General features: G+C 74.4%; 19 protein-coding genes. 11 read left to right on the forward strand and 8 right to left on the reverse strand.

Going from position 1 to position 23,496, the window contains the following annotated elements; all coding sequences use genetic code 11:
• Positions 1–20: 20 nt before the first annotated feature.
• Together HT134_RS20745 and HT134_RS20750 are read left to right on the forward strand one after the other, a co-directional pair.
• Positions 21–1,553 (forward strand): FAD-dependent monooxygenase, encoded by a 1,533-nt coding sequence (locus HT134_RS20745; protein WP_217708118.1) that lies wholly within the window; start codon positions 21–23, stop codon positions 1,551–1,553.
• 57 nt (positions 1,554–1,610) lie between these two features.
• Positions 1,611–2,615 carry a BtrH N-terminal domain-containing protein gene (locus HT134_RS20750; protein ID WP_175602058.1) on the forward strand — a complete coding sequence of 335 codons (1,005 nt, stop codon included), beginning with the start codon at positions 1,611–1,613 and terminating at the stop codon, positions 2,613–2,615.
• Positions 2,616–2,649: 34 nt separating this feature from the next.
• Here HT134_RS20750 and HT134_RS20755 read toward each other — a convergent pair whose 3' ends face one another.
• On the reverse strand, positions 2,650–3,225 hold the full coding sequence (locus tag HT134_RS20755; RefSeq protein ID WP_246364712.1) for a hypothetical protein: 576 nt from the start codon (positions 3,223–3,225) through the stop codon (positions 2,650–2,652).
• 257 nt (positions 3,226–3,482) lie between these two features.
• Between HT134_RS20755 and HT134_RS20760 the strand changes: the two genes are divergently transcribed.
• From HT134_RS20760 to HT134_RS20780, 5 genes are all read left to right on the forward strand, one after another.
• Positions 3,483–6,773, forward strand: a complete 3,291-nt coding sequence (locus HT134_RS20760; RefSeq protein WP_217708119.1) for a DUF4132 domain-containing protein — start codon at positions 3,483–3,485, stop codon at positions 6,771–6,773.
• Positions 6,770–7,846: an ATP-binding protein gene (locus tag HT134_RS20765; protein WP_175602059.1), complete on the forward strand. Its 1,077-nt coding sequence runs from the start codon at positions 6,770–6,772 to the stop codon at positions 7,844–7,846. The genes HT134_RS20760 and HT134_RS20765 overlap by 4 nt, the downstream gene beginning before the upstream one ends.
• Positions 7,847–7,848: 2 nt before the next feature.
• Positions 7,849–10,092: a DUF5682 family protein gene (locus HT134_RS20770; RefSeq protein ID WP_175602060.1), complete on the forward strand. Its 2,244-nt coding sequence runs from the start codon at positions 7,849–7,851 to the stop codon at positions 10,090–10,092.
• Positions 10,089–11,207, forward strand: coding sequence for a VWA domain-containing protein (locus HT134_RS20775; protein ID WP_175602061.1), 1,119 nt, complete (start codon positions 10,089–10,091; stop codon positions 11,205–11,207). The genes HT134_RS20770 and HT134_RS20775 overlap by 4 nt, the downstream gene beginning before the upstream one ends.
• Positions 11,208–11,275: 68 nt before the next feature.
• On the forward strand, positions 11,276–13,366 hold the full coding sequence (locus HT134_RS20780) for a YehQ family protein (RefSeq protein WP_175602062.1): 2,091 nt from the start codon (positions 11,276–11,278) through the stop codon (positions 13,364–13,366).
• Positions 13,367–13,382: 16 nt separating this feature from the next.
• On the opposite strand, the gene HT134_RS20785 is transcribed toward HT134_RS20780, so the two are convergent.
• Genes HT134_RS20785 through HT134_RS20805 form a run of 5 tightly spaced genes read right to left on the reverse strand, consistent with a single transcriptional unit; the run spans position 13,383 to position 17,195 of the window.
• On the reverse strand, positions 13,383–13,889 hold the full coding sequence (locus tag HT134_RS20785) for a DUF1707 SHOCT-like domain-containing protein (protein ID WP_175602063.1): 507 nt from the start codon (positions 13,887–13,889) through the stop codon (positions 13,383–13,385).
• Positions 13,886–14,689, reverse strand: a complete 804-nt coding sequence (locus tag HT134_RS20790) for an ABC transporter permease (RefSeq protein WP_175602064.1) — start codon at positions 14,687–14,689, stop codon at positions 13,886–13,888. The genes HT134_RS20785 and HT134_RS20790 overlap by 4 nt, the downstream gene beginning before the upstream one ends.
• A complete protein-coding gene (locus HT134_RS20795) occupies positions 14,686–15,651 on the reverse strand; it encodes an ATP-binding cassette domain-containing protein (protein WP_175602065.1) in 966 nt (321 codons plus the stop codon). The genes HT134_RS20790 and HT134_RS20795 overlap by 4 nt, the downstream gene beginning before the upstream one ends.
• A gap of 27 nt (positions 15,652–15,678) precedes the next feature.
• Positions 15,679–16,665: a DUF4097 family beta strand repeat-containing protein gene (locus HT134_RS20800; RefSeq protein WP_246364714.1), complete on the reverse strand. Its 987-nt coding sequence runs from the start codon at positions 16,663–16,665 to the stop codon at positions 15,679–15,681.
• A complete protein-coding gene (locus tag HT134_RS20805) occupies positions 16,665–17,195 on the reverse strand; it encodes a toxin-antitoxin system HicB family antitoxin (protein WP_175602066.1) in 531 nt (176 codons plus the stop codon). The genes HT134_RS20800 and HT134_RS20805 overlap by 1 nt, the downstream gene beginning before the upstream one ends.
• 281 nt (positions 17,196–17,476) lie before the next feature.
• Between HT134_RS20805 and HT134_RS20810 the strand changes: the two genes are divergently transcribed.
• The 4 genes from HT134_RS20810 to HT134_RS20825 all read left to right on the forward strand — a co-directional run bounded on the left by HT134_RS20810 (position 17,477) and on the right by HT134_RS20825 (position 21,244).
• Complete coding sequence (locus HT134_RS20810) at positions 17,477–18,154, forward strand: YqjF family protein (RefSeq protein WP_217708120.1); 678 nt, start codon at positions 17,477–17,479, stop codon at positions 18,152–18,154.
• 123 nt (positions 18,155–18,277) lie between these two features.
• Complete coding sequence (locus tag HT134_RS20815) at positions 18,278–19,567, forward strand: cellulose binding domain-containing protein (RefSeq protein WP_175602068.1); 1,290 nt, start codon at positions 18,278–18,280, stop codon at positions 19,565–19,567.
• Between the two features lie 181 nt (positions 19,568–19,748).
• Entirely contained in the window at positions 19,749–20,024 is a 276-nt protein-coding gene (locus HT134_RS20820; protein ID WP_175602069.1) for a hypothetical protein, read from the forward strand.
• Between the two features lie 164 nt (positions 20,025–20,188).
• Positions 20,189–21,244, forward strand: a complete 1,056-nt coding sequence (locus HT134_RS20825) for a trypsin-like serine peptidase (RefSeq protein WP_217708121.1) — start codon at positions 20,189–20,191, stop codon at positions 21,242–21,244.
• Positions 21,245–21,473: 229 nt separating this feature from the next.
• Here HT134_RS20825 and HT134_RS20830 read toward each other — a convergent pair whose 3' ends face one another.
• On the reverse strand, positions 21,474–22,625 hold the full coding sequence (locus HT134_RS20830; RefSeq protein WP_175602070.1) for a CU044_5270 family protein: 1,152 nt from the start codon (positions 22,623–22,625) through the stop codon (positions 21,474–21,476).
• Entirely contained in the window at positions 22,622–23,176 is a 555-nt protein-coding gene (locus HT134_RS20835) for an RNA polymerase sigma factor (protein WP_312888280.1), read from the reverse strand. Before HT134_RS20835 ends, HT134_RS20830 begins: the two co-directional genes overlap by 4 nt.
• Positions 23,177–23,496 lie beyond the last annotated feature (320 nt).

Here is a 23,496-nt window from a genome sequence, read left to right on the forward strand (position 1 = left end):
TGTACCTTAAGGAGTGGTCAGTGACGTTCGACGTGGTCATCGTCGGCGGTGGACCCACCGGCCTGTTCCTGGCCTGCGAGCTGCGCCTCGCGGGCGTCCGGCCCCTGCTGCTGGAACGGCGGCCGGACCCCGACCTGGCGGACAAGGCGCACGGCCTCGCCGGCCAGGTCGTGCGGCTGCTGGACCACCGCGGCCTCTTCGAACGCTGCGGGGGGCAAGGGGCGCCGGCGCCCGCGCCCGGGTTCTTCTTCGGCGGGATGCCGCTGCCGCTGCACGTGCTGGGCGAGGACAACCCGATGCACCTCCTGCCGGTCAACCAGCGCGACCTCGAACGCGTGCTCCACGAGCGGGCGGCGGAACTCGGCGCGGACGTCCGCCGGGGCTGGGACGTGCTGTCCGTCAGCCAGACCGACGACCGGGTCGACGTCGTCGTACGCGCACCGGACGGGACCGGGACGACGCTGACGGCCCGGTACCTCGTCGGCTGCGACGGCGCCCGCAGCCTGATCCGCAAGCAGGCGGGGATCGCCTTCCCCGGCGTCAGCGACGACGGCGTCGTCGACCGCTCGGCCCTGATCGGGCCGAGCGACCGCTTCCGCCTCGTGCCGGGGGGACGGGTCGTGATCGACGGCCTCGGCGAGATCCCGGCGCACTTCCACCGCACCGAAAGGGGCGTCTTCACCCTCCTCGCGCACGACCCGGAGCGGCCGCTGGTCAGCACGTCCGAATGGGAGGACCACTCCGCGGGCGACGCCCCCGGGACGGGTGCGCCGATGACGATGGCGGAGATGGAGGACAGCGTCGAACGGGTCCTCGGTGTGCGCCTGCCCCTGACCGCGCCGCCCGAGGGCGCGCCCACCATGCTGCGCCGCCTGCGCGGACGCAACTCCCGGCTCGCCGACCGCTACCGCGCCGGCCGGATCTTCGTCGCCGGCGACGCCGCGCACGTGAGCCACGGGCCGACCCTGAACCTGGCGCTGCAGGACGCGGCCAACCTCGCCTGGAAGCTCGCCGCCGCCCTGCGGGGACGGGTACCTGAAGGCCTGCTGGACAGCTACGAGAGCGAACGCCGCCCGAGCGGCGAACGCGTGCTCATGCACACCCGGGCCGCGACCGCTCTGATGGCGCCCGGAAGCGACGTCACCGCGCTGCGCCTGCTCTTGTCGGAACTGCTCGGCCGCACCGAGAACCTCCGCGCGATCGCGGCCCTGATGGCGGGCACCGACGTCCGCCACGACATGGGCGAGGAGCACCCGGCCGCGCCCACCGGCTGGTTCGCGCCGCCCCTCGACCTGACCACCGGTGACGGACGCGCACGGCGCCTGGCCGAGCTGCTGCGCGACGGCCGCCCCCTGCTTCTCGACCTCACCGGGACGAACGAGCTGGCCGTCGTCGCGGAGCCCTGGTCCCGCGGTGTACGCCGCGTGACCGCGACGGCCGGCGACGCACCGGCGCCCGCGTTGCTCGTCCGGCCCGATGGCTACGTCGCCTGGGCGGGCGACGACCCCGACACCCTGAAGGCGGCCCTCACCCGCTGGTTCGGCCCGGCCTGAGACCCCGCCACCGCACGGTTGGACTCTCCCCCCGTGGGAGGGTTCACCATGATGGGCATGACGAAGGTGAAGGGCGTCGACGCCCGCGGTACGCAGCACTGCGAGACGTCGGCTCTCGGAGTGCTGCTGCGGCACCAGGGGCTGGACCTGTCCGAGCCCATGCTCTTCGGCCTCGGCTCCGGTCTGTCCTTCGTCTACTGGGACAGCAAGGCCATGGACTTCCCGTTCCTCGGGGGACGGGTCAAGCCCTTCGAGCTCACCGAGAACCTGGCCGCCAGGCTCGGGCTGGAGCTCGTCGTCCAGGAGACCGGCTCGCCCCGCAGGGCGTGGGAGAACGTCGCGGCCGTCATCGACGCCGGCCGGCCCGTCGGGCTGCAGCTCGACAGCCACCACCTCGAATACTTCGGGTCGAAGGTGCACTTCGGCGGCCATGTCGTCGCCATGTACGGCTACGACGACCACGACGCCTACCTGGTGGACACCGACCAGCAGGGCGGTGCGGTGTCCACGAGCCTGACCAGCCTCGCCCAGGCCAGGGCGGCGCGCGGCCCGATGACCGCCAAGCACCGCTCCTTCACCCTCACCGTCCCGGAGAACCCGCCGTCGCCGCGCGAGCGGATCGTCCCCGCCATCACCGCCTGCGCCGAGGCCTTCCTCGACCCGCCCATCGCCAACCTGGGACACCGCGGCATCGACAAGGCCGGCAAGCTGGTGCGCACCTGGCTCCAGCGGGCCGGCGACCCCCGGCGGGACCTCCCGCAGGCCGCCCTGCTGATGGAGCGGGCCGGCACCGGCGGGGCCCTGTTCCGCAACCTCTACCGCGACTTCCTCGCCGAGTGCGCCGAGCTGCTGGACAGCGGTCACCTGCGCACCGGCCACCGGCTGTACGCCGAGGCGGCCACCCTGTGGACGGAGGTCGCGGCGCTGATCGCGAAGGCCGGCGAGTCGGGCGACCCGCGGTGCCTCGAACAGGCGAGCGCCGTCCTGAGTGAGCTCGCCCGCGTCGAGCGCGAGGCCATGCGGGCACTGAGCCGTCTGGGCTGTGAGCCGTCCGGGCTGTGAGCTGCCTGGGGAGTGACCCGGGCCGGCGGGCGCGCTAGGCGACCGAGTGGCGGACGACGCCGGTGTAGGTGCCGGCCACGGCCTGGGCGGGGACGTCGACGACGACCGTCGGGTTCCAGGTGGCGGAGTTGCTGCCCGAGCCGGCGGTCTTGGAGAAGGCGATGCGGGTCTGGTCGAGCACCACGGACGAGGCGGCGTTGGCCTGGCCGGGGACGAAGGTCCCGGTGCCGGTGGTGGCGGTGGCCGGGCCGGACCAGTAGCTGATGTGGGAGCTGGCGATGGTCTCGGCGGCGGTGCCGCCGCCGGTGGTGAAGTCGGTCGCCGACACCTGCGCCACCCAGGTGGCGGTGACCGTGGCCCGGGCGTCGGAGACGGTGACCGAGCCGAGCTGACCGCTGACGGTGGTGCCCGGGCCGCCGCTGCCGATGCTCAGCGGCCCGTTCGGGACCGTGATCTGCAGGCCGGCTCCGGCGCTGACGGTGAAGGTCACCGTGGTGTTGCAGTTGGCCGAGGCCGTGCACGTGTCGGCGTGAGCGGGCACGGCGGTCGTCGCGACCGCCAGGGCGACGGCCAGCGCCGCCGCCAGGGCCATGCGGCGGATGTGGGACATGGCCGAACTCCTACGGGCTGCCCGGGGCTCATCGTCAGTGATCGCATCGTGGACGCCGGCCGGCGGGGACAGCCCGTCCGCCACGCGACATCAGGGCGCCGTTTGCCGTGATCTGCCATCTCTTGGCGTGAACGGCGGTTTGTCGGTCGTGCCCGCCATACTCGCCGCTGACGATCACGAGGGTGAGACGTCGGTGACGGCGCGGTCGCGTGCCGCTGAACGACTAGCCCTCCTCATCACAGCGCGGAGGTATCGGCATGAACGCCGATCGGACGCCGGCCCATGCCGGCGCGGCCCAGGGGCCGGTGGCGGAGAAGCCACGCGACGAGGACCTGCTGACCATGCCGGCCTCCTGGCTGCGCGTGCTCCATCCGCGGCGGGGCGGGGCGAAGGTCGCCGTGAAGCGGCCGGACCCGGGCGCGCCCGAACAACTCGCCGCGAAGCTGGACGAGCGGCGGCAGCAGCTCCTCGACTCGCTGGCGAGGTGCCGCGATGCGGAGCTGGCCACCGCGGGAGCGGCGTACCTGGCGGGGGAGCCCGCCGCCACGCCGCTGGGCGCGGCGGCGGTCGTCGCGTGCATGCCCTGGGACGCTCAGGAGCTGTCATGCCTGTTCGCCGACGCCTGGCTGGTCGGACGCGGCCTGGTGTTCGCGGCGCTGGCCGTGGCCGAACGGGCCTCGCTGGACCTCCACCAGGAGGGGGACGGCTGGACGATCCGGCGGATGGCCGCCGGCGAGGCCCCCGCCCACCTGTACGGCTGGAACCGGCAGGAGCTCGCCAAGCGGGTCCGTGCCGTCCTCGCGACCGCGTCCGACGCCGAGTACGCCGAGGTCGTCGCGGCGCTGGCGGAGAGCCGCGAAGGCGGGCTCCACCACCGGGTGGCGGCCTCCTACCTGGCGCCGACCGAGACGGACTGGGTGGGGGCCGACTGCGCCGAGGTGAGCCGCGTCAACGCGCGGCTCGCCCTCGACCTGGTCGCCGCGGTCAGCACGCCGGAGCACGCCGAGCTGATCGCGGGCCACGCGGGCGGCTACTACGTGATGGGCTCCCTCGCGCTGCCCGCCACGATGGTCGACGGCATGGGCGAGGCGGCCGGTCCGGTGCTCGCCGGATGGTTCGACGACCTCTACGACTCGGGGAGCGAGCGGCGGCTGCTGGAGATGCTCGCCGAACTGCCGACCGACGCGGCGATGCGGGCGCTCCTCGACCGGATCGACCACAAGTACACCCAGCCGGCGCTGCTGCGCGCGGCGGCCCGCTTCCCGCGCCGGGCGATGCGGATGCTGGCCGCCACCCCCGGCAAGGTCGCGGACGCGCTGCTGCGCGCCCACGTGCTGACCCATCCCGACCTGGTGGCCGAGGTGCTGGAGAGCGCCGGCGACGCCGCCGCCGAGCGGATCGACAGGATCGCCGCGGCCGCGCCCGCCGCCGTCGCCCCGCTCGACGCCTTGCCCGAGGTGCTGGTCAGCCCGCCGTGGACGCGTCCGCGGAAGGCACGCAAGCCGGTCGTGATGAGCGGCCTGGTGTGTGCCGACGAGCCGGCCCTGGTGTGGGCGCCGGGGGAGCGGGACCGCTGGCATTCCGCCCCGCCGGAGCACGGCTCATGGGACGTCGGGCGCCAGGACTGGAAGAGGATCGCCCACTCGGTCGCCACCGAGCGGCGGGGCGGCTATGACGACCAGATCGCCCTGTTCGTCGCCGGGCCCGAGGAGCTGGCCAGGCCGCTGCTGCCGAAGTGGCACCCCGAGCTCTGGGGAGCCTCCGAGTGGATGCCGAGAGTGGTCGCCCGGTTCGAGCTGGCGGCGTTGCCCCTCGTGCTGGACAGCGCGCGGAGCAGCCCCGCCGCCCTCGCCCCGTCGCTGCTCCCGTTCGCCGCCCCGGAGATCGCCGTGCTGATGGCCGAGTGGCTGGCCCGGCTGAAGTCGGTGCGCGCCACCGCGCTGGCCTGGCTGGCCCGCCACCCCCGGGCGGCCGCCAGGGCGCTGATCCCGGCCGCGCTCGGCAAGGCGGGCGCGGCCCGGCGGCAGGCCGAGCAGGCGCTGATGGTGCTGGCCGCGGGCGGGAGCCGCGACGTCGTGGTGGAGGCCGCCGCGGGGTACGGCCCCGTCGCCGAGGCCGCGATCGCCGGCCTGCTCTCGGCCGACCCGCTCGACGCGCTGCCCGCCAGGCTTCCCGTGCTGCCCGAGTGGGCGGATGCCGCGATCCTGACGCCGATCGAGCTGCGCGGCGACGCCGGCGCGCTGCCGGCCGAGGCGGTCCGCCATGTGCTGACGATGCTGGCGATCTCCCGGCCCGGCGAACCGTACGCCGGTCTCGCCGTGGTCAAGGAGGTCTGCGACGGCCGCAGCCTCGCGGAGTTCGGCTGGTCGCTGTTCCAGCGCTGGCAGGCGGCCGGCCACCCGGCCAAGGAGAGCTGGATGATGGACGCGCTGGGACTGCTCGGCGACGACGAGACCGTCCGGAGGCTGACGCCGCTGATCAGGACCTGGCCCGGTGAGGGCGGGCACGCGCGGGCGGTCGCCGGTCTGGACCTGCTGGCCCGCATCGGCTCCGAGGTCGCCCTCATGCACCTGCACGGCGTCGCCGAGAAGGCCAAGTTCGGCGGGCTCAAGAAGCGGGCCAGGCAGAAGCTGGACGAGGTGGCCGCCGAGCTCGGCCTGACGGCGCAGGAGCTGGCCGACCGGCTCGTGCCCGACTTCGGGCTGTCCGCCGACGGCAGCCTGACCCTCGACTACGGCCGCAGGCGGTTCGTCGTCGGCTTCGACGAGCAGCTCAAGCCGTACGTGGCCGACGCCGCCGGCAAGCGGCTGCGGAACCTGCCCAAGCCGGGGGCGAACGACGACCCGGAGCTCGCGCCCGCCGCCCACCAGCGCTTCGCCGGGCTGAAGAAGGACGTGCGGGCCGTGGCCGCCGACACCATCCGCCGGCTGGAGCAGGCCATGGTCGACCGGCGCCGCTGGAGCGGTGCCGAGTTCGGGCGGCTGCTCGTCGGCCACCCGCTGCTCTGGCACATCGTGCGGCGGCTGGTGTGGGGCGTCTACGATCCCGACGGCCGGCTCACGGGCGCTCTGCGCGTGGCCGAGGACCGCAGCTTCGCCGACGTCGGGGACGACACCCTGACCTTGCCCGACGAGGCCGTCGTCGGGGTGGCGCACCCCCTGGAGCTGGGCGAGGACGTGGCCGCCTGGGCCGAGGTGTTCGCCGACTACGAGATCCTGCAGCCGTTCCCGCAACTGGGCCGGGAGACCTACGGCCGGGACGAGACGCTGCTGGAGGAGATCTTCACCGCCAAGATCCCCACCCGCGCGGTGCTCGGCCTCGAACGGCGCGGCTGGCGGCGTGGCACGCCGCAGGACGCCGGTCTCCAGTTCTGGATCGAGCGGGACGTGCCCGACGGCAGGACCGTCACGGTCGGTCTCGAACCCGGCATCGCGGTCGGCTACGTCGACTTCGCCGACGAGCAGACCCTGACGGGCATCGACCTCCACGGCCTCCACCCGATCACCGTCTCCGAGATCCTGCGCGACCTACGGGAGATCACCCGATGAACGAGCACGTCCAGCGGCCCCCCGCCGAGGTCCGCCACGCCGGCGAACTGGCCCGGCTGCGGGACGACGACACCGACGACCGGCCGCCCGGCTGGGCGCTGAGCCTGCGCGCCGCCCGGCGCTTCGTCCTCGGGGACGAGAAGCTGGGCATCAGCCGCAAGTTCGTGGGTGATCCGTCACTGATCGACCGGTCCCTGGTCTCGCTCGCGACCAACCGCGGGCTGATGCTGGTGGGCGAGCCCGGCACGGCGAAGTCGCTGCTGTCGGAGCTGCTCGCCGCGGCGGTCAGCGGCACCTCCACGCTCACGATCCAGGGCGGGGCGGCCACCACCGAGGACCAGATCAAGTACTCGTGGAACTACGCGCTGCTGGTCGCCGAGGGCCCGTCCCCCCGGTCGCTGGTGGCCGCCCCGCTGCTGCGCGGCATGGCCGAGGGCAAGGTGGTGCGCTTCGAGGAGATCACCCGGTGCCCGCTGGAGGTGCAGGACTGCCTGCTGTCGCCGCTGTCGGACCGGGTGCTCGCCGTACCGGAGCTGACCGGGCCGGAGTCGATGGTGTTCGCCCAGGAGGGGTTCACGGTCATCGCCACCGCCAACACCCGCGACCGCGGCGTCAACGAGATGAGCGCCGCGCTCAAGCGCCGCTTCAACTTCGAGACCGTCTTCCCGATCGCCGACTTCGACACCGAGCTGCACCTGGTGGAGCAGGAGGCCACCGCCCTCCTGAAGCGCTCGGGCGTCGGCGCGCCGCCCCGCCGGGACGTGCTGGAGGTCCTGGTCACCACGTTCCGGGAGCTGCGCGAGGGGCGGACCGCGCGCGGTGACGCCACCGACCGGCTGTCGGGGGTGATGAGCACCGCCGAGGCCGTCTCGGTCGCGCACGCCGTGGGGCTGCGCGGCTGGTTCCTGCGCCGGGAGCCCGGCACCGCCGCCGACCTGGTCTCCTGCCTGGCCGGCACGGCGGCCAAGGACAACCCGGAGGACCTGGCCAAGCTGCGCAGGTACCTGGAGCAGCGGCGGCGCGGAGACCAGTGGAAGGCCCTGTACGAGGCCCGTCACCTGCTGCCGGGCTGACGATGGCGGTCACGTTCCTCGGCGTGCGGCACCACAGCCCCGCCTGCGCCCGGCTGGTCGCCGACACCATCCGCTCCGAACGGCCCGCGTACGTGCTGGTCGAGGGCCCGGCGGAGATGAACCCCAGGATGGACGAGCTCCTGCTGGGACACGAGCTGCCCATCGCCGTCCACACCGGCTACCGCGACGCCGAACGACGGCACAGCTCATGGACGCCGCTGTGCGACTACTCCCCGGAGTGGATCGCGCTGACCGCGGGCCGTGACGTCGGCGCCGAGCTGCGCTTCATCGACCTGCCCGGCTGGCATCCGGCGCTGGCCGAGGTCCGCAACCGCTACGCCGACGCCGAGGCCCGCCACGGCGAGGTGACGGCGCGCCTGTGCCGCGCCTTCGCCGTGGACAACGTGGACGCGTTGTGGGACCACCTGTTCGAGGTCGAGCCGGCCGACGGGCTGGCCGAACGGCTGGCCACCTACTTCGACCTGGTGCGCGGCGACACGGAGGCCGGCCCGGAGGACGCCGCCCGCGAGGCGTACATGGCGCAGTGGATCCGCGCGGCCGCCGCGGACGCGGGCGACCGGCCGGTGGTCGTGGTCACGGGCGGCTTCCACCGTCCCGCGCTGATGCGGCTGGCCGAGCACGGCGACCGGAGCTGGCCGGAGCCGCCGCGGCCGCCCGCGGACGCGGTCGTCGGCAGCTACCTGGTGCCGTACTCGTTCCGGCGGCTGGACGCCTTCGACGGCTACCAGGCGGGCATGCCGTCGCCGGGCTACTACCAGGACCTGTGGGAGTCCGGACCGGCCGAGGCCGCCCGCAGGCTCACCGAGGCGGTGACGGCCCGGCTGCGTGCCCGGCGCCAGCCGGTGTCCACCGCGGACCTGATCGCCGCGCGGGCCACCGCCGACGGCATCGCGTCGATGCGCGGGCATCCGCTTCCGGCCCGGGTCGACGTGCTGGACGGCCTGGCGAGCGCGCTGGTCAGCGAGGCGATCGAGGTGCCGCTGCCCTGGGCGTCCCGTGGCCCGCTGGGGGCGGGCACCCATCCGGTGGTCGTGGAGATGATCGCGGCCCTCAGCGGTGAGCGGGTGGGCCGCCTGCATCCCTCGACCCCGCTGCCGCCGCTGGTCCACGCGGTTCTGGCGGTGCTGGGCGGTCCGGGGGAGGAACGGCTCGACCTCGGCGAGGAGGACGGTCGCGAGCGCAGCCGGTTGCTGCACCGGCTGCGGGTGCTCGGGATCCCGGGCGTCACGCGCACCTCGGGACCCGGCCCGGCCGGCGGCGGTGAGCTGGTCGAACGGTGGACGCTGACCGACTCCGACGACCGGCTGCCCGCGCTCATCGAGGCCGGCGGGTACGGCGTGGACCCGCAGGAGGCGGCGGCCGCCGTCCTCGCCGGACGGATCACGGGCGCCGACCTGGACCGGCTGGCCGAGATCCTGTTCGACGCGGCGCTGTGCGGCATCGGCGAGCTGACCGGAAAGGTGCTCGACGACCTGGCGCGGGCGGTCGGCGCGGCGGCCGACCTCGGATCGCTGGGCCGCACGCTGGCCGTCGCCCTGGCGATGTGGCGCCACGACGACCTGTTCGGCACCGGCGGCGGCACCACGTCGGGCACCGTCGTCCGGGCCGCCGCCCGCCGGGCGCTGTGGCTGGCCGAAGGCGTGCGCGGCGGCCCCGCCCCGGCCGACCCGCGGCGCATCGGCGCCATGACCGCCGTCCGCGACGCCCTCCGGCACGCCGGCCCGTCGCTCGGGCTGGACACGGACGCGGCGCTGGGCGTCGCCGACCGGCTCGCCGCCTGCCAGGAGGCGCCGCCCGACCTGCGGGGAGCGGCGCTGGGCCTGGGCTGGTCACTGCGGGGCACGGCCGCCGCCGACCCGGCCCGGGCGGTGCGCGGCGCGTTCGTCCCGGCGTGGGCCGGGGACTGGCTGGCCGGGTTGTTCGCGCTCGCCCGCGAGGAGGTCCTGCACGCCGCCGGCATGCTGGAGCTGCTCGACGAACTGGTCGGCGGGATGACCGAGCACGACTTCCTGGTGGCGCTGCCCGCGCTGCGCCAGGCGTTCGGCTTCTTCCCGCCGCGCGAACGGCACCTCATCGCCACCCGCCTGGTCGAGCGGCGGGCCGGCGGCGCTTCCGGCTGGGACCTGATGCGCCTGGACGCGGCGCCGGAGCTGGTGGCCGCCGGCATGGCACTGGACGAACGGGTCGAGGCGGCCCTGCGCCGGGAAGGACTGATCACGTCATGACCGACCCCACCCTGGAACGGTGGCGTCTGCTGCTCGGCGAGCCCGGGGGCGCGTGCCTCGGCGGGCAGCGGCTCGACGCGGAGGCCGCCGCCCGCGACGCGGCCATGGACTGGCTCTACGGCCGCGACGACGACCTGCGCCGCCGGGGCGTACGGCGAGGCGGGACGGGCCCGTCGGCGCTGACCACCGTCGACTGGCTGGACGACATCACCCGGCTGTTCCCCAAGGAGACCGTCGAACGGCTGCACCGCGACGCGGTCGAGCGGTACGAGATCCACGACGTGGTGACGGACCCGGACGTGCTGGCCCGCATCGAACCCGATCCGGCGCTGCTCAGGGCGGTGCTGCGGACCAAGCACCTGATGAACCCGCAGGTGCTGCGGCTGGCCCGGCGGATCGTGGAGCAGGTCGTCCGGCAGCTCGTGGACAAGCTCGCCACCGAGGTCCGGACCGCGTTCTCGGGCACCAAGGCGCGACGGCACAGCCGGATGCGGCTGGCCCGCAACTTCGACGTGGTCAGGACCCTGCGCGCCAACCTCGGCCGCTACCAGCCCGCGACCGGCAAGGTGGTGATCGAGACCCCGTTCTTCTTCTCCCGCACCCGCCGCCACCTGGAGCAGTGGCAGGTGATCCTGCTCGTCGACCAGTCCGGGTCGATGCTCGGCTCGGTGATCCACTCGGCGGTCACCGCGGCCTGCCTGTGGGGGCTGCCCGGGGTGCGCACCCACCTGGTCGCGTTCGACACCGAGGTGGTGGACCTGACGGCCGACGTCGACGACCCCGTGGAACTGCTGATGAAGGTGCAGCTCGGCGGCGGCACCGACATCGCCCGCGCGGCGGCGTTCGGCGCGAGCCTGGTGGACCGGCCGCGCCGGGCGATCGTCGTGCTGATCTCCGACTTCTACGAGGGCGGCGATCCGCACCGGTTGGTGCACGTCGTGCGCGACCTGGTGGCGCAGGGCAGCAAGGTGCTGGGCCTGGCCGCCCTCGACGAGCAGGCCAACCCCGACTACGACCGGGCGCTGGCCCAGCGCCTGGCCGACGCCGGAGCCCAGGTGGGGGCGATGACGCCGGGTGAGCTGGCGTCCTTCGTCGCGGAGCACGTGGGCCGATGAGCGGCGGAGCACCTGGGCCGATGAGCGGCGGAGCACCCGGGCCGTCGAGCGGCGGAGCACCCGGGCCCATGAGAGCGGACCTGCTGGGCCTCACGGCCGGCTCCCTCGCCGCGCTCACCAACCGCGGCCTGGTCAAACGCGCCGGCAAGGAGGCGCTGCCGGAGCTCCGGACCGACCCCGACGGCACCGTGCACGGCGCCTTCCCCGGCGGCCCGGCCACGACGCTGCCTCCCGGCGGCCTCGACACGGCCCGCTGCACCTGCGGCGCCACCGGCGTCTGCCGGCACGTCATCGGCGTGATCCTCGCCTACCAGCGCCTGCCCGCCGAGGCCGGCCCGGAGCCCGCCGAGGCCGGCCCGGTGCCCGCCGAGGCCGGTCCGGTGCCTGCTCAGGCCGGTCCGGTGCCTGCTCAGGCCGGTCCGGTGCCTGCTCAGGCCGGTCCGGCGTCCGCTCAGGCCGGTGGGGGGTCCGCCGAGGTCGGCCCGGTGTCCGCGGAGGCCGGCGCGGAGCCGTCGCCCTGGTCGCCGGGTCAGGTGACCGACGACGAGCTCACCGCCAGGATCGGCGCGCGCCTGATGGCCGCCGCCCGCCGCACCGAGAAGGCCGGGTTCACCGCGCGGGTACGCCGCGCGAGCGCCGCCGACCCGGTGCCGCAGGTCGAGCTGGCCACCGCCACCGTGCGCTTCCTGGTCCCCGGCGACCTCGGGTTCGTCCACACCGACACCGTCGCCGGCAGCCGCGACGACGTCATCGCCCTGGCGGTGTGGGCGTTCCGGGCCGCCGACGAGCTGCACCCCGGCGCCGCCGAGGCGCGGGTCGACGTCGGCGGACAGGCCGAGACCGGCGACGGATCCGGGTTGGAGCGGGCGCTGGGGCTGGCCGGCACGGTCCTGCGCGAAGGCGCGGCGCACCTCGGCCAGGGCCTCGACGCCGCCGTCGCCGACGTGCGGCGCCACCTGGACGCCGCCGGGCTGCGCTGGCCGCTGCTGGCCGTCGACGACCTCGCCGGGCAACTGGCCGCCTACCGCGACCGCGACGCCCAGTACCGTCCCGAACTGCTGGCGAGCCACGTCGCCGAGCTGCACGCCCGGCACCGGGCGGTGACGCGGCCGGACGCCACGCTGCGCGCCGGCGTGCTCGGCACCGCCGAGGCCGCCGAGACCCCGCTGCGGCTGGCCCGGCTGGAGAGCCTCGGCTGCCGGATCCGCGCCGTCGGCGACCGGCGGATCGCCGAGGTCTACCTGGCCCACGCCGACAGCGCCATGGTGCTGGTCCTCCGCCGGGAGTGGGACGGCGACGACGACGGTGCGGCGCCGGCGCGGCGGCGGGTCGCCGGCTCCACGCTGGCCGCGCTGGCCACCGGCAACCTGGTCACCGAGTCCGCCGTCCGCAGCGCCAGCCGTACGGTGCGGCTGGCCACCGGGCGGATCTCCAGGACGACGGTCACCCCGTCACGGGGCGACTGGGGCGCACTGCCGCCGTCCCTGGCGGTGACCGACCTGGCCGCGCTCGGCCGCGAGCTGGACGCCCTGACGCCCCGGCCCGTCCGCCCGCGCGTGGAGGCGGAACTGGTCCGGGTCGTCGCCGTCGCGAGGGTGGAGGCCGTCACCTACGCCCCCGGTGACCAGCGTCTGGACGCCGTCATCGTCGACCGGGCGGGTGGCACCGCCACCGTCAGGGCCACGCACACCGCCGCCGCCCCCGGGCGCCTCGACGCGCTGGCCGCCGTGCTCGCCGGCGAGGAGGGGGAACTGCGTCACGTGAGCGGCGTGGTCGGGCGGAGTGCGGGGGGCGTCGTCATCGAACCGGTCGGCCTGGCGGCCGGCGGCCGGGTCGTCGTCCCCGACCTGCGGCCCGCCGGCGGAAGCGGCACGCTCGTGCCCGCCGAGCAGGAGCGGCCCGAACCGCTGGCCGCGGCTCTGGTCGACACCCGGGCCCTGCTCGCCGAAGCGGCCCATCACGGGACGTCCCACCTGCCGCCGACCTACGACGACCGGCTCGCCGCCGCGGCGCGGCGGTTGACCGTGCTCGGCCTGCACCGCGTGGCGGGGGCCGTCACCGCCTTCGCGGCGGCGCGGACCTCCGACCGCGGCGAGGAGGTCGAGCGGGCCTGGGTCGACGCCTACCTGCGCCTGGAGGTCGCCCTGGACCTGAGCTGACCCGGCGGCGCCGGGGTCACCCGCGCGCGGCGCGGATGGTCAGGCGGCCGTAGGGCATCTGCCCGGTGACCTTCACGTGGAGCTCGCCCGGACGCGGGCGGCCGGCCGCCTTGCAGGTCACGCGGCCCCATGCGGTACGCACCCCGTCGGTGTCCGCGCTCGCGCCCGCCGGCAGGATGATCGTGGCGCTGCCGTACCCGAGCCGGAGCTCGACGTCGATCCGCGTGTACGGGACGTGGGCCCGCGACAGGTCGAGCCGTACCCCGCCGTACTCGGACTCGATGCGCAGCCGGCGCGGGACCTGCCAGTCGCCCGCCCGCGTGACGCGCCCGCCGGTGGTGGTGATCAGGACCACCTCGTCCGGCAGGTCGGCGACGACCGGCTCCAGCTCGTGGGCGGAGGTCGCGGTCAGCGCGCGTTCGAGCCGCCGCTCCAGCTCGGCCGGGTCTAGCCGGCCGTCCGCGTACGCCTGCTGCACCAGCTCGACCGCCCGCTCGCGATCGACGTCGGAGACGGCGTTCACCGGCTGACCGCCCGGTTGTACAGCCGCGTGGCCAGCGGCACGAACACGACCAGCAGCAGGAGCGACCACAGCAGCGACACCGGCACCGCGTGCCGCAGCGGCCAGGCGGCGGGCACGGGCAGGGCCGGGCTGGTGTTGCCGAACAGCTCGCGCGCGGCCTGGACGAGCGTCGAGACCGGGTTCCATTCCGCGACCGCCTTCAGCGGCCCGGGCAGGCGCGTGCTGTCGACGAACGCGTTGGACAGGAAGACCAGCGGGAACGACAGGATGGTCGCGAGGTTGTTGAAGACCTCGGGCGTGCGCAGGGCCAGCGCCACCGTGGCCGTCACCCAGGAGAAGGCGTAGGCGAACAGCAGCAGCATCAGGAACCCCAGGGCGGCCTCGGCCGGGGTGGAACGGATGCGCCACCCGGCGACCAGCCCGACGAGCGCCATGGTGACGATGCTGGTGACGTTCATGATCACGTCACTGACGGTCTGGCCGGTCAGCACCGCCGAGGGCGACATCGGCAGGGTGCGGAACCGGTCGAAGACACCCTTCTGGAGGTCCTGCGTCAGCGTGTAGCCGGTGATCTGCGCGCTGGTGACGATCGTCATGACGAAGATCCCGGGCAGCAGGTACTCCCCGTACGACATGCCGGGCACGTCGATCATGCTGCCGAAGACGTAGGTGAACAGCAGCACGAACACGATCGGGAGCATGACCACGCCGCCCAGCAGGTCGGGGGCTCGGCGGATCTTCAGGGCGTTCCGCCTGGCGATGGTCATGCCGTCGGCGACGGCGAGCCGCAGGGCGTTCATCGGACGGTCTCCTCGGTCTTGTCGTCGGCCTGGTGTCCCGTGAGGCTCAGGAACACGTCGTCCAGGGTCGGCCGGCGCAGGCCGGCGTCGCGTACGGTGATCCGCTCGGTGGCCAGCCGGCCGAGCGCCCGGGTCAGAGCGGTCACGCCGTCGGCGACCGGGATCGTCACCCGGAGGGCGGCGGCGTCGATCCGCACGTCGCCGGCCGCCAGCGGCGCCAGCGTCCGCGCGGCGCCCTCCAGGCTCGCCGCGTCGGCCAGCGACAGCTCGACGCGCTCGCCGCCGACCCGGTCCTTCAGCTCGTCGGCGGTGCCGAGCGCGATCACCCGGCCGTGGTCGACCACCGCGATGCGGTCGGCGAGCCGGTCGGCCTCCTCCAGGTACTGGGTGGTGAGCAGCACCGTGGTGCCCTCGGCGACGAGCTCGGCGATGACGTCCCACAGGCCGATCCGGGCGCGGGGGTCGAGCCCGGTGGTGGGCTCGTCGAGGAACAGCACGGGCGGGGCGGCGACCAGCGCGCCGGCCAGGTCGAGCCGGCGTCGCATGCCGCCGGAGTAGCCCTGCACGGGGCGGTCGGCCGCCTCGGCGAGGTCGAAGCGCTCCAGTAACTCGCGGGCGCGCCGGCGGCTGCGTCCGGCGCCGAGGTGGTAGAGGCGGCCGACCATCTCCAGGTTCTCGGCGCCGGTGAGGTGGTCGTCCACGGCGGCGTACTGGCCGGAGACGCCGATGTGGGCGCGCAGCCGGCCGGCGTCGCGGACGACGTCGAACCCGGCGACCGTGGCGTGGCCGGCGTCCGGCCGGAGCAGTGTGGTGAGGATGCGCACCGTGGTGGTCTTGCCGGCGCCGTTCGGGCCGAGCAGCCCGAACACCGTCCCCTCCGGGACGGTCAGCTCCATCCCGTCCAGGGCCGCCACGTCGCCGTACTTCTTGACCAGCCCTTCGGCTGTGATCGCGTCTGGCATGACATTCTCCTCGGTCTCCGGGAACCTTCAGGAACGGTGGACGACGATGTCGCCGTAGGTGGTGTGGGCCCGCACCTCGACGGTCCGGTCCGTCCGGCCGGGGGCGTCGGCGGGGGAGAGGGAGACGTCCACGGTGCCGTACGTGGAGCTCACGTCCAGCCAGGCGGCGGTGCCCTCGCCGATGCCGAGCTCCAGGCCGCCGCCGGTGGTCTCCATGACGACCGAGCCGGACGTCGCCTCGCCGATCTCCACGCTGCCGTACGAGGTCCTGGCGGAGACGCCGGCCCGGGCCCGGTCGACGGTGACGTGGCCGTGGGCGCTGTTCAGCCGCAGCTCGCCGGTCACCTCGCCGATGCGGACGTCGCCGTGGGAGGTCCTGACCGCGGCGGTCCCGTCGATCTCGCCGATGCGGATGCCGCCATGGGTCGTGGTGACCTCGGCGTGCCCGGACGCGCGGGTGACCGAGATCTCGCCGTGGGTGCTCTTGAGCCGGAGCCGGCCGGCCCGCTCGACCCGGATGTCGCCGTACGACGTGGTGAACGACACCTCGCCGAGCGGCCCACGGCAGCGCAGGCCCGCCGCGGACCTGGCGTCGACGCTGGAACCGGCCGGCAGGCTGACCGTCACGTCGACCGAGCCCGGGCCGTGCAGGAGCGAACGCGCCCAGTCGGCGGGCGACTCCACGAGCTTGTCGAGCGACAGCCCCCAGCCGAGGCCCGGGCCGGCCTGGTCGTCGCCGGACCGCACCAGGAGCCGGCCGTCGGCGTACTCGACGAGCGTGTGCCGGGCGGCCCGCACGTCGGCGTCGTTGTGCTCGTCGCTCGGGCGGACCTCGACGACGGTGTCGGCGCGGTCGCCCGCCTCGATCCGGATGGTGGCGGTCGCCAGGTCGAGGACGGCGACGATGGGTTCGGGGGTGTCGAAGGTCGGCATTCCGGTTCCCTTGTCGTGGGTGGGCCTGGTCGGCAGCGCGTGGGTGGGTCTGGTCATCGGCTCGTGGGCCGGCGTGGTCATCAGCGCACCCAGCCGCTGTAGCGGTTGCCGGTCTGCCGGTCCGGGCGCCGGCCGGAGCGGCGGGCGGCCTCACCGGGGTCGAGCGCGGCGGAGACGGCGCGGACCAGCCAGGCGTTGACCGACAGGCCGTCGCGGGCGGCCGCCTCCTCGATGCGCGGCTTGAGGTGCTCGGGGACGCGGAGCGAGATCCGGGACGTCCCGCCCTCGTCGGCGTCCGGGGGCGGCGGCGGGGCGGGCGGCTGCCCGGCCGGTCCGATGCGGTCGTCCTCGTCGAAGGGGCGGGCGCTCGGCGGCGGGGTCACGACGAAGGCGGGGTCGCGCCCGCGCAGGCGCACCTCGACCGAGCCGGGCGCGAGGTCGTGGGTGATCTCGTCCGCGGCGGCCGAGAGGGCCTCCAGCAGCGCCAGCCGGGTGGCCGACTCCAGCGCGGCGGCCAGCCGTTCGGCCAGCGCCCGGGCTTCGTCGCCGCCCGCTCCGGCGGCGATCGCGAGCTCGCGGCGGAGGTGATCGACATACGGCGAAAGGTCCATGACGCCATAGTGACATCATTTTGGCGTCACCACAACGGCAAAGGGGAGCGGCGTGGCGTCATGTGGCGTCATTCGGGTGAAGCGCTGGCGTCCGCGGCGTACGGCCCGGCGCGCTTCGCTTCCCTGCCCGCCCGCCCGTCCCGTCCCGGCTTCTCCGCCGTTCGCCGTTTTCCGGCCGCGGCGGGGGTAGAGGTCGGACCGGAGGCGACGCACCCATGGCACAACGCGACGATTCGACCCGCCACAAGGCCCCGTCCTCTCCGCGGGTCGCGTGGCCGGTGATGTATCAGCGCTGGTCCCAGATCACGTTCCTGCACTGGCGGTACCCGGTCGAGGCGGTACGGGCCCTCGTGCCGGAGTCGCTGACCGTCGAGACGTTCGACGGCACCGCCTGGGTGGGGCTGACCCCGTTCCGCATGGACGACGTGCGGACGCCCGGCCTTCCGGTGCTGCCGTGGCTGTCGAGCTTCCCGGAGACGAACTGCCGCACCTACGTGCGCGATGAGCGCGGGCGCCCCGGCATCTGGTTCCTGTCGCTGGACGCCGGGAGGCTGGCGGCCGCGGTCGGCGGGCGGGCCGGCTACTGGCTGCCCTACTTCTGGTCGGACATGTCCGTGCGCACCGAGGGCGACCGCAGGCGGTACCGGTGCCGGAGGCGGTGGCCGGGACCGGACGGGGTGCGGTGCGACGTGGACGTGCGCATGGGTCCGGCGCTGGCCGAGGACGAGCAGGACGAGCTGGCGCACTTCCTGACCGCCCGCTACCGGCTGTTCAGCGTCGTGGCGGGGCGGCCGGCCGCCGCCGAGGTCGAGCATCCCGACTGGCCGCTGCGCCACGCCCGGCTGACCGGCCTGGACCAGAACGTGCTCCAGGCCGCCGGCCTGCCGGCGCCGGACGGCGACCCGGTCCTGCACGCCTCGCCGGGCGTGCCGGTGCGCGTGGGGATGTGGAGCTGGTGACCCGGTCACCGGGTGAAAGTTTCACCGTTGTCGGCGGGTTCTTCCGGCGCGCACGCGCCTCCGCTTGACCGTCCGGCGCCCGGCGGGGAGGTTCGTTGCGAACCTGTCTGAGTTGGGGGTCCGATGAGTCACGCCCGCCGCCGGTCGCTCGCCCTCCTGCTGCCCGGTCTCCTGGTCGCGCTGTGCGCCCTGGTCCCCCTCACGGAACGACCCGCCGGAGCGGTCGGCGACCCGTCCGGCCCCGTGACCGGCAACGCCACCTACTTCGACGGGCTCGGCGTGCCGTACGGCGGTTGCGGGCTGCCCCAGGCGGATCTCGACTCGCAGGACTTCGTGGCGCTCAACGTCTACAACACGCCCGGCGACTACGGCTTCTACCCGCGCCCGCTGACGGGGGCCGATCTCAGCAAGGCCGGATTGTGGAACAACGGCCTCAACTGCGGCCGCTACGTGCAGGTGGAGATCGGCGACTACTGCACCGGCACCAACGACGGCGCGCAGAACCAGGCGTTCTGCCGGGGCGGCTCCTGGGTCTCCGACGCCTACGACGGTGCGAAGCTGACCATGCTGGTCGCCGACAGCTGCGGCGACTCCAACGGCTGGTGCCGCGACGACCCGTACCATCTGGACCTGTCCAAGGACTCGCTCAACCGGTTCGTGAAGAACGGCGCCCCGGTCGGCGACCTGTACCCCGGCCACTGGAACAACCGGCACGTCACCTGGTCCTTCGTCCCGGCGCCCGGCTACAGCGGCGACATCGGCATCGGGTTCCTGCAGGGCGCCCAGGTGTGGTGGCCCGCCATCTCCGTCTCGCACCTGGCCAACGGCATCCACGGCGTCGAGTACTTCGCGAACGGGGCCTGGCGGACGGCCCAGATGAACGGCGACATGGGGCAGTCGTACGTCATCGGCGGTACCACGCCGGGCGGCAACCAGTTCCAGATCCGGGTGCGGGACGTCACGGACACGCTCATCAACGGCGGGCGCGTGTACAGCTTCACGCTTCCGGCGGCCTGCGACCCGCGGTGCGGCGCGCCGTACACCAAGGTCGGCTACACCACCTCCAACGGCTCGACCCCCACCCCGACGCCGACCCCCACCCCCACGGGCGGCGGCGTCTCCTGCGGCGTGAACCACCAGGTCGTCAACGCCTGGCAGGGCGGCTTCACGGCCGACGTCACGGTACGCAACACCGGGGCCACCACCTGGAACAACTGGACGGTCACGTGGACGGCGCCGTCCGGCGTGACCCTCACCAACGCCTGGAACGCCACCCTCACGTCGTCGGGCACCACCTGGACGGCCAAGGCGCCGAGCTGGGCCACCAGCCTGGCCCCGGGCGCGTCGGCGACCTTCGGCTTCCAGGCCGGCGGCCCCTCCACACCGGGCCCGTCCGGCATCACCTGCTCCTAGCGCCGGGCCGCGCGCCCGCCAGGAGCGGGCCGGCCGTCGGCGGGCAACTGTCCTTCGCGTCGCCGTGTGAGCCGCGACCGCCGTCCGGAGCCCTGTCCGCATCCGGCCAGCGTCGATCGTCAACCACGCCTGCCGGGCGGCCGTCGTACCTGTGGTCCCGTCCCAGCCACGGAGGTACACCTTGCTCCGACGCCTGCTCGTCACCGCCGTCCTCGCCGGCTCCGTCCTGGCCGTTCCCGTCGCGACGGCCCTGCCCGCCGCCGCGGCGGTCCCCGTGTCGGTCGCCGGCCATGCCTGCACGTACCAGAGGGACGGGAACGTGTGGCGGTGCGTCACCCCGGGCGCGTTCTGCCCGAAGGCGGCGCATGGCCGGTACGGGTACGCGAAGGCGACCGACCGGCGTTACAAGTGCCTCTACAAGAACGACGACCCGTACTGGCGCTGGCGGCGCGCCTGACCCCGGCCGCGGTTGCCGCAGCCTCGTGAACATTCGTGACTGGCTGTGAAAATTCGGATCTTCCAGCCATTGATCATGACGGTGCGGACCGGTAACGTCCTTGCCTGGCGACGATCACATGTTCGAATTCTTGTCCGGTAATACTCGTCGCCCAGGAGATGCGCATGTTCAAACGAACCTCAGGTGCCCTCGCTGCCGGCCTCCTGGCGTCGCTTCTGGTGGCCGCGCCGACCCCGGCCGTCGGCGCGAGCGTGGTGAGCGCCCCGTTGGTCTCCTCGCAGACGGCCGCCGCCGAGATCGCGACGTTCTGGCTGGGTGACGGCGGCGCCAACCTGGCCGCCGCCACCCCGTACGCCGTCCAGACCGCCGTGGACCAGATCACCACCGGTGGCGGCTTCTCGTCCGACACCAAGCCCGGCTCCACCGTGCCGTCGGCCCCCTCCGGCACCGGCACGGCGAAGCCCGGCACGCCCGCCACCGCGGGCAAGGTGTTCTTCGTCGGCGCCGACGGGCACCCGCACTGGTGCACGGGCACCGCGGTGACGTCGCAGTACCGCAACCTCGTGGCGACCGCGGCGCACTGCGTGTACGACACCGAGACGACCGGCTCCACGCTCACCAAGTGGGTCTTCGTGCCGGGCTACGCCGACGGCGCGGCCCCGTCGGGCCTCTACGTCGGCAAGCAGCTCTTCGGCCACTACGACTTCGACGTCTACCGCGACTACGACCGCGACTACGCCTTCGTCGCCGTGTACGGGGGCGTCGTCACCTCCGCCACCGGCGGGCTGGCCAACTTCGGCAGGCTGGTCGACAACGTCGGCGGGCAGGGCGTGGCCTGGAGTCAGCCGGTGGACTCCACGGTCGACGTCTTCGGCTACCCGGCCGGCCCGCACCCCGACGGCAAGCGGCCGTACACGGGGGAGACCCTCGAATCGTCCGGCGGCGTCACGACCACCGCCACGGCGCCCAGCCTGAAGGGCGAGAGGCTGCTCGCCGTGGGGTCCCCGTTCACCGGGGAAGGCTCCCTCGGCTCGTCCTGGCTGGTGCGCTACGACAAGGCCAGCGGCAGGGGCTACCTCGCCGGCCTCACCATCAGCGTGGCCGACACCGACGCCGACCTGCGCTACGACACGAGCCTGTCGTCCTACTTCGACGGCGAGGCGGCGGCCGTCTACTCCGCCGCCAGCGCCGTCTGGAGCGGGGCGGTCCTGCCCGGGTGAGCCGGCCGTCCCGCGCCATCCGGCCGGCGAGGGGTACGTGTCGCTGCGTGCCCGGGCGGTGGACGAGGCGGGCGCGGCGGTGGAGCGGACGGTCATCCGGGCCTACCGCATCCGTTCTCTGTGAGGACGAGCCCCGCCGGACCGGGTGGTCCGGCGGAGCTCAACGGTCGGGGCCCATCGGTAGGGGCCCGTCGGTCGGAGCCCATCGGTAGGGGCCCGCCGGCCGGCGTCAGGAGGGCTTGGTGTCGGTCCAGCCCGCCTCGAGGACGGTGGTGGAGCTGAGCACCGTGCCGGGCTCGAAGCCCGCCCGCCAGCCGCCGGGCCGCACCACGACGCTCTGGCCGCCGAGGGCCTGGCCGGTCGCCTCGTCGAGGATCAGCCGGTTCTCCAGCACGCCGGAGCCCTTGACGCGCTCCTCCACGGCGACGGCCGTGCCCTGGCGGCCCTCGCCGTCCGCGACGTTCTCGATGACCTTGACGGTGTCGAGGCCGGCGAGCATGCGGAAGGCCGCCCCCCGCACCTGCGGCGTCACGGGCATGTCGGTGATCAGCCCCGCGCCGACCCTGAACAGCCAGGCGTCGGAGCTCATCGGGACGCTGGAGGACTCCGTGTCGTGCCCCTCGTACGAGCGCAGCAGCCACCGCTTGAGCTCGCCCGGTTCGCCGGGAAGGCCGCGCAGGTCCTTCATCGTGACGTTCCTGCCCAGCCAGAACACCTTGTCGCCGTCCACCAGCGGAGAGTGGCTGGGCCGCGCCTCGCCGGGGGAGGTCGTCAGCGTCATGGGCTTGCCCTTGCCCGGCACCGTGACGTCGATCTCGCTGGGGGAGCCGGCCCGCTCCCACGCCGCACGGTCCTCCTCGGTGGCCGGGCGCGCCCCGAGCGGCTGGTTGAGCCCCCACTGCTCGCCGCCGGTGGCGACGGGCGTCCACAGCTCGTTGCGCTCCTGCGCCACGACCCGGTAGCCGCCCCGCGCCGCGCTGAACACGTTGCGGGTCACCGTCGCCGTGTGCCAGTAGTCGCCGTCGCCCTCGCTTCGCCGGTCGGCCTTCTCGGCGGCGGCCAGCAGGACGTCCCGGGCCGACAGCCTCACCCGCGTCGCCGGCACGGTGCCGGGGCTGGCGGCCACCGGACGACCGCCGTCGGGGGCCCGTGGCGTCGGCACCGTGCCGTTCCCCGACATGACCACGACCGCCGCGGTCACCGCGGCCGCCGCCCCGGCCAGGCCCAGGCCCCACACGGGCTTGACCGCGCGGCGCCGGCGCCGCGCCGGCCGCGGCCTCGCCATGGCGCGGGCCAGCTCGGCCTCCCTGGTGGGCGGGTCCACCGGCCGGTCGCCGAGATGCGCGGGGCGCGCCGCCCGCAGCTCGTCCATGAGGTTCATGACCACTCCTCGCTGAGGTTCCGTACGTGGGACAGGGACGGCTGGGCGGGCTCGCCGCGACGCGAGCCGTCGGCCGGTTCGCCGGCCATGGCCTGCCTGAGCCGCTTGCGGGCCCGGTGCAGCCGCACGCGGTAGGCCGCCGACGAGCAGCCGACGACGCGGGCGGCCTCCTTGGGGGACAGCCCGTGCCAGGCGACCAGGACGAGGATCTCCCGGTCGTCCTCCGGCAGCGCGGCCAGCGCCCGCAGCAGGCCCAGCCGCTCGGTCACCTCGTCGGCCACGTCGCCCTCGGTCCAGCACCGCAGCTCGGCGGCCAGCGCCTCCCTGCGGGCCTCGGCCCGCACGCTGTCGCGCAGGACGTTGCGGGCGACGCCGAGCAGCCACGGCAGGGCGTGCTCCGGCACGTCGTCCAGCCGCCGCCAGGCGATGGCGAACGTCTCGCTCACCACCTCGTCCGCCACCTGCCGTCCCGCGCGGCTGACCACGTAGGCCCAGACCCGTTGTCGGCATTCGTCGTACATACCGGTGAACCGGTGCGCATCGTCCGTCACCACCCAGCCCCTTCGTTAGGGTGCGTTCTCTGACACCAGGAAGTGGTGCGAACCTTCCGCTCGTTACGCCCTGACCTGAATATTTCCGCTCCGTAAGGGTGACAGTGATCACGCGGAGACACTTTTCGGCTGCGCCATGTGGTCGCGAGAAACCGCCCGAAACACCGGTCCTCCCCGGCACACTACGTGGTGCCGAAGTTTCGCCTCCGCCGGACGGCAGGGGCGGAACCAATACCGACCATCTCGGAGCACGACATCAAGACATCACCCCCTCAAGGCATCGAAGGCCGCCGGCGCATCCCGCTCGGCCGCGCGCTGGT

Origin of the sequence: Nonomuraea rhodomycinica (genome assembly GCF_013363995.1) — a bacterium.
Taxonomy (GTDB): domain Bacteria; phylum Actinomycetota; class Actinomycetes; order Streptosporangiales; family Streptosporangiaceae; genus Nonomuraea; species Nonomuraea rhodomycinica.